At 43.2% G+C, this 5920-nt stretch carries 8 protein-coding genes and 1 pseudogene; 6 read left to right on the top strand and 3 right to left on the bottom strand.

Going from position 1 to position 5920, the window contains the following annotated elements; all coding sequences use genetic code 11:
- Positions 1–765 (bottom strand): transposase (locus LC574_RS22570; protein ID WP_229455749.1); only part of this gene is annotated, 765 nt, incomplete at its 3' end.
- A 46-nt stretch (positions 766–811) separates the two neighbouring features.
- Between LC574_RS22570 and tnpA the strand changes: the two genes are divergently transcribed.
- The 3 genes from tnpA (at position 812) to gatA (ending at position 2893) form a co-directional block, all read left to right on the top strand.
- Entirely contained in the window at positions 812–1213 is a 402-nt protein-coding gene (gene tnpA, locus LC574_RS22565; RefSeq protein ID WP_229455748.1) for an IS200/IS605 family transposase, read from the top strand.
- Positions 1214–1305: 92 nt separating this feature from the next.
- A complete protein-coding gene (locus LC574_RS22560; RefSeq protein ID WP_229455746.1) occupies positions 1306–1470 on the top strand; it encodes a hypothetical protein in 165 nt (54 codons plus the stop codon).
- On the top strand, positions 1433–2893 hold the full coding sequence (gene gatA / locus LC574_RS22555) for an Asp-tRNA(Asn)/Glu-tRNA(Gln) amidotransferase subunit GatA (RefSeq protein ID WP_229455745.1): 1461 nt from the start codon (positions 1433–1435) through the stop codon (positions 2891–2893). Before LC574_RS22560 ends, gatA begins: the two co-directional genes overlap by 38 nt.
- On the opposite strand, the gene LC574_RS22550 is transcribed toward gatA, so the two are convergent.
- Positions 2859–3038: a histidine kinase gene (locus tag LC574_RS22550; protein ID WP_229455743.1), complete on the bottom strand. Its 180-nt coding sequence runs from the start codon at positions 3036–3038 to the stop codon at positions 2859–2861. The genes gatA and LC574_RS22550 overlap by 35 nt on opposite strands.
- A 74-nt stretch (positions 3039–3112) precedes the next feature.
- Between LC574_RS22550 and LC574_RS22545 the strand changes: the two genes are divergently transcribed.
- Positions 3113–3340, top strand: coding sequence for a hypothetical protein (locus LC574_RS22545; RefSeq protein ID WP_229455742.1), 228 nt, complete (start codon positions 3113–3115; stop codon positions 3338–3340).
- Positions 3341–3396: 56 nt separating this feature from the next.
- Here LC574_RS22545 and LC574_RS22540 read toward each other — a convergent pair whose 3' ends face one another.
- Positions 3397–4083: an HAD family phosphatase gene (locus tag LC574_RS22540; RefSeq protein ID WP_229455741.1), complete on the bottom strand. Its 687-nt coding sequence runs from the start codon at positions 4081–4083 to the stop codon at positions 3397–3399.
- A 534-nt stretch (positions 4084–4617) separates the two neighbouring features.
- Here LC574_RS22540 and LC574_RS22535 point away from each other — a divergent pair.
- Together LC574_RS22535 and LC574_RS22530 are read left to right on the top strand one after the other, a co-directional pair.
- The gene (locus LC574_RS22535; protein WP_229455739.1) at positions 4618–5388 is read left to right on the top strand and encodes a glucosamine-6-phosphate deaminase; all 771 of its coding nucleotides are present in this window, start codon (positions 4618–4620) and stop codon (positions 5386–5388) included.
- Positions 5389–5505: 117 nt separating this feature from the next.
- Positions 5506–5892: pseudogene (locus tag LC574_RS22530) on the top strand (NAD-binding protein); the annotation flags it as partial.
- Positions 5893–5920: the final 28 nt, after the last annotated feature.

The raw sequence follows: 5920 nt of genomic DNA, 5'->3' as shown, positions 1-5920 counted from the left end.
TAATTCATGCGCTAGCTTCCAAAACCAATCACGACGACGGTTACAAATATCTTCGTGTTTGCGTACTAGGTTTTCAAAAGCTCGTTCCCGATTGGATGAACCCTTTAGCTTTTTAGAATGATGTCTACTAGCTTTTTTGATGGCATTGATTGATTGCTTGAAAAATTGGGGAGACTCAATTGTTGTCCCATCTGAGCAGGTAAGGAATGTTCGCAAACCAAAGTCAAAACCAGCGATTTTACCCGTCTTAACTTCAACTTCTGGTTTACCGCCTTCATCAACAACCACAACCATAAACAACTCACCCAATGGTGTGCGCTTTATAGTTAAGGTTTTGACTGTTCCCTCTATCTCCCTAGACTTCCAAAATTGATAAACTCGATTAGCAATTTTTACTTTGTTGCCACCCAAAAACTTATAACCAGTTTGTTTAAGGGTGAATGATTTGTATTTTTTAACCTTCTTAAATCCTGGTGGTCTAACTCCTTTTTTATTGTGCTTAAAAAATAACTGATAGGCTTTTTCAATGCGTTGACAAATATCTTGGACTGCTTGAGAACCTACTGACTGCCAGAATGGATTACGTTTTCTCAACTTGGCAATATGAGACTGAAGTTTTGCACAACTCAAATGCTTGCCCCACATTCGATAGTATCGTTTGTGTAGGGCAATGCAATGATTGTAGATTACCCCACTCGCGTTAATCATGCGCTTGAGGAATCTATTTCTTTTGTGTTGATACAGCTTAAACTTCATGGTTTTCATGTGGCTATGATATCATCATCCATGTAGATAATCAATATTCATCTACATGAAATCTGTATATAACCACTACAATCACTCAATCGGATTGGCTACTGTTCATCTGGTTTGGATACCATGCAGGCGTAGGAGGGTTTTTGCTAACAATGAAAAGTTGAAACTGCGATGTATTGAAATATTTCAGTCTGTTGCCAATGATAAAAAATGGGTTATCAAAGCACTAGAGATTGCACCAGATCATATTCATTTATTGGTTGAGTATGACCCGCATCACTCAATATCTCAAGTAGTGAAAGCTTTTAAAGGTAGGTCGTCAAGATACTTAAGACAAGAGTTTCCAGGATTAACGAAACTACCTAGCTTGTGGACTCATTCTTTCATGTTCGACACTACAGGAAAAGTTAGCACTCAAAAAGTTCTAGAGTACATTAATGACCCACATCACGGCTGAATAAATTCAGCCTGTTCGCTTATATCCCCCGGCTGAAGCACGGGGGCTTTACGCATCACGCTCGTAAGGGCGTTGCCGAGGTAAGCCGAAGTATGGGGCATAGGGAAGAAGTTTCCAATGCCCAATGCCCAATGCCCAATGCCCAATGCCCAATGCCCCATACCCAATATCGACCAATATGTACTAAAATCAATGACTTGAGTCACAAAGAGAGCAATCATGGCATCCATCCGCGAGTTGCACCAACAGCTGGTTAAAAAAGAACGTTCTGCCGTTGAAATTACCCAAGAAGCTTTAGAGCGCATTCAAGCGTTAGATCCGAAATTGCACAGCTTTTTATGTGTTACCGCAGAACGGGCATTAGAGCAGGCGGGTGCTGTGGATGCCAAAATTGCTGCGGGAGAAGAAATTGGGCTGCTAGCAGGCATTCCTGTTGGGATTAAGGACAATTTATGTACTAAGGGAATTCCTACCACCTGCGCCTCCCGGATTTTGGAAAATTTCGTGCCGCCTTATGAATCAACAGCGACGCAAAAACTGGCAGATGCCGGGGCGGTAATGGTAGGCAAAACCAACTTGGATGAGTTTGCGATGGGTAGTTCTACAGAAAACTCTGCCTACCAAGTCACGGCTAATCCTTGGGATTTGTCACGAGTTCCTGGTGGTTCTTCGGGGGGTTCTGCTGCTGCGGTGGCGGCTCAAGAATGTGTGGTTGCTCTCGGTTCTGATACTGGCGGTTCGATTCGGCAACCTGCATCTTTTTGCGGTGTGGTGGGAATGAAACCCACTTATGGTCTGGTTTCTCGTTATGGTTTGGTGGCTTACGCTTCCTCTTTGGATCAAATTGGGCCATTTGGAAACACAGTGGAAGATGCGGCAATATTATTAAGTGCGATCGCAGGTTATGATCCCAAAGACTCTACCAGTCTCAAAGTAGCCATTCCCAACTACGTCGCCAGCTTAAAACCAGACTTAAAACCCAGAGGTCAGCTAAGAATTGGAATCATCAAAGAAACTTTTGGTGAAGGTTTAGACGCTGTAGTGGAACAAGCCGTTACCAAAGCAGTAGAGCAACTACAAAGTTTGGGAGCGGAAATTCATATAATTTCCTGTCCCCGCTTTCGCTATGGCTTACCCACCTACTACATCATCGCCCCATCAGAAGCGTCAGCAAACCTGGCTCGTTACGATGGCGTTAAATATGGTTACCGCGCCCCTGATGCCGATAATTTGCTATCGATGTACACTCGTACCCGTGCCACAGGTTTTGGAACAGAAGTCAAACGCCGAATTATGATCGGCACTTACGCACTTTCGGCTGGCTATTATGACGCTTACTACCTGAAAGCGCAAAAAGTTCGCACCCTGATAAAGCAAGACTTTGAAAAGGCTTTTGGCGCAGTTGATGTGTTAGTTTGTCCCACATCTCCCACTACAGCATTTAAAGCAGGGGAAAAAACTACTGACCCCTTGAGCATGTATTTAACTGACTTGATGACTATTCCTGTGAATCTTGCCGGTTTACCTAGTTTAAGTTTGCCATGTGGTTTTGATGATCAGGGACTACCGATAGGATTACAGCTAATTGGCAATGTCCTCCGAGAAGACCTACTGTTTCAAGTAGCTTACGCTTATGAGCAATCTACTACTTGGCATCTGCGTAAACCGCAAATATCTTGAAAATGGGCATTGGGAATTGGGCATTGGGCATTGGGCATTGGGCATTGGGCATTGGGCATTGGGCATTGGGCATGGTTATTCTTCTTGTCCCCTTGTCTTCCTTATCCCCCTCATCTCCCCCTGCTCCCCACTCCCCACTCCCCACTCCCCACTCCCCACAAGAGCGCACAGGAAGGTGGCAAGCGGATTTACACGATCACCGATGAAGGTAGACAATTATTGGCAGAACGTGCCCAACAGGAAACTTCAGACTCTCCTTGGGATACCTTCAAAAGTTTCGTGACAGGTAAGCCTCAAGAGTTTATTGAGTTGCGGAATGCTGCAACAGAATTAGCTGCTGTTGTGGTGCAGGTTGCTCGCAGTGGCAATATGGAGCGCATAAATCGGGTGCGTGAGCTTTTAGAGCAAGTTAAGCGGGAAATTTACGCGATTCTCGCAAAAAAATAAGTAGAGACGGGTTAGTAAATTCGCGTCTCTACTCTTGATGGTCTAAGATTTTGCGCTTACAAGTTAGAAGCGATCGCACTCAAATCTGGTTCAATGAGTGAGTTGAGCAATGTCCACAACTGCAAATCAGTAAAATCTGGAATTGCCATAAATGCGCCGACTTCCTGTAAAAATTGGGGATCGTGGGTGGAGGCGATGCCAATAGTGCGGATATCTGCGCCCACCGCAGAACGAATACCAGAGGGAGAGTCTTCTAAGGCGATCGCTTCCTCTGCTGTAATCTCCAACTTATTCAGGGCGACTTGGTAGGGTGCAGGGTCAGGTTTACCTGCAATACAATCATCCGCTAAAACAACTGTATGGAAAGCTTCTTTGATTTCCAAAACCTCTAGCATAAATTCTGCATTTAATCTAGGAGCATTAGTTACTAATGCGCGTTTTAACTGATGTGTCTCTGTCCATGCTAGTAGTTCAGAAAATCCACTCAACAGTTTTAAATGCGGGGCGAGTGTGCGGAAAAGCGCCTCTTTTTCGTCTGCAAATTTTTGCCCTTCTGCTGTTGATAATTGTGGCAGAATATCCTTAACAATTTCTGGATTTAGCCGCCCACTAATTCGGGATTTATAAAATGTTTCGTCAATTTGTATACTGTAATTTAACAGCATTTCCTGCCAAGCTCGGTAGTGTATAGGGTCAGTGTTGACAATAGTGCCGTCTAGGTCAAAGAGAATTGCAGCCAGCATGATTTTTGGGTAAAATGTAAATAATTGTTAACTTAATTTAAATAGTTTACATTGTTTTTTTCTCTGAGTGATTGTTCTTTGGTCAATACAGGGCAAAAAGTCACAAATTAATCTGCTAAATCCTAAAATCTATACTGGATAGGGCATATAAGCGCACACAGGTAGAGACTCTCAACATGCCGTATAATTGATAACTTTACAATGTAAGCAAATGCTAGCCGCGACAAACTCTTTTCGGGTTGATAAAGAGTTTTTGGTACATACCTCGCCCCTTCTGGGCGAAAAAAACTCTCTTATTACAGCATTTTTCAGGTATTTAGACCACAGATGAGATGGGGAGTAGGGAGTGGGGAGTGGGGAGTGGTGTAGTTCAATTACTTGAAAAGCGCTGTAAGACTAATTCAAACCAAGTCTATAAGGGACGTGGTATCTCTTGGACTAATGACTAATGACTAATACTTCGACTACACCCTTCGACTACGCCCTTCGGCTACGCTCAGGACAAGCTCAGGACAAGCTCAGTACAAGTGACTAATGACTAATGACTTTGCGAAGCGGTTTGATGATTTACTAGTGCAGATTTACAACTCTGAAGTCGAAATGGCCCAGGATGTTGCTGAAATCGCGCAAAAGCATTTACAGCAAGTTCTCAAGCAACAAGATACAGCTGGTGTATTGTTAGCAACAGGTAACTCCCAACTCAAATTTCTTGATGCTTTGATTGGATTGGGTGGTGTAGATTGGTCACGGATTATTCTGTTCCATCTAGATGAATATTTGGGAATTACTGCTGACCATTCTGCGAGTTTTCGGCACTATATGCGAGAACGTGTAGAGAAGCGGGTTGTTCCTAAAGTATTTCACTATATAGAAGGTGATACATTGCAACCAGTAGCAGAGTGCGATCGCTACACTAAACTACTCCTTGCACAACCAATTGACTTATGCTGTCTTGGTGTTGGCGAAAACGGACATTTGGCTTTTAACGATCCAGCAGTAGCAAATTTTCAAGATCCTTACAGTGTGAAACTAGTGAAACTAGATACAGTGAACCGTCAGCAACAAGTAAGCACAGGTCACTTTCCGAATCTAGAAACTGTCCCACAGTATGCTTTTACTGTCACCATCTCGACGATTTGTTCAGCTAAAAAAATTCTTTGTCTTGCTGCAGAAAAACGTAAAGCGAATGTAGTAAAAAAGATGTTGCAAGGAGCTATAAGCACAGACTGTCCGGCTTCTATTCTCCGTCAACAATCCCAAGCAACGTTATTTTTGGATGTTAATTCTGCTAGTTTGCTGTCGTGAAGAGGGATTGGGGATTAGAAATTGGGGGCTGGGGATTAGGATTACGCGAATGGTGAGATATAATCCTAGTAAACACATACTGTTAGCAGTGTCGAATGCTGCCATCAACAACAGAAAGTGCATCTCCCTCGTACCACTAATCAAAAAAAACCTCAAGACCTTTTCTTAGTATGCGGACTCCAAAGTTTAGGGCAACATTGTGTTGCAGTTCTAAAGGAGTACGATGTTAAAGTTAGCGCCATTGATGATGTGCAGCCCGAACATTGGGAAGTCCCACAACTACCAAGCTTACTAGAAAAGTTAATTATAGGAGACTGCCGCCAGCCAAATGTTTTAGAGCAGGCAAGTATAAACCAGTGTCGTTCAATACTTTTAGTGACCAGAAATGAGCGGATAAATATAGAAGCTGCCTTTGCAGCACGGCGACTTAATCCGCACGTTCGCCTGATTGTACGTTCTGACAAACAAAATTTTAACAAACTATTGTGGGAAAATCTCGGTAATTAACTTTTCTAGTAAGCTTGGAGATCGG

The sequence above is a fragment of the Nostoc sp. CHAB 5715 genome, from assembly GCF_020829685.1.
Classification (GTDB): Bacteria; Cyanobacteriota; Cyanobacteriia; order Cyanobacteriales; family Nostocaceae; genus Nostoc.
This window is presented reverse-complemented; position numbering and strand designations above follow the sequence as displayed.

Excerpts from the sequence above, each read along its gene's own strand:
- LC574_RS22535 (WP_229455739.1), top strand. The coding sequence starts at position 4,618 with ATGACTAATGACTTTGCGAAGCGGTTTGATGATTTACTAGTGCAGATT.
- gatA (WP_229455745.1), top strand. The coding sequence starts at position 1,433 with ATGGCATCCATCCGCGAGTTGCACCAACAGCTGGTTAAAAAAGAACGT.
- LC574_RS22540 (WP_229455741.1), bottom strand. The coding sequence starts at position 4,083 with ATGCTGGCTGCAATTCTCTTTGACCTAGACGGCACTATTGTCAACACT.
- LC574_RS22560 (WP_229455746.1), top strand. The coding sequence starts at position 1,306 with ATGGGGCATAGGGAAGAAGTTTCCAATGCCCAATGCCCAATGCCCAAT.
- tnpA (WP_229455748.1), top strand. The coding sequence starts at position 812 with ATGAAATCTGTATATAACCACTACAATCACTCAATCGGATTGGCTACT.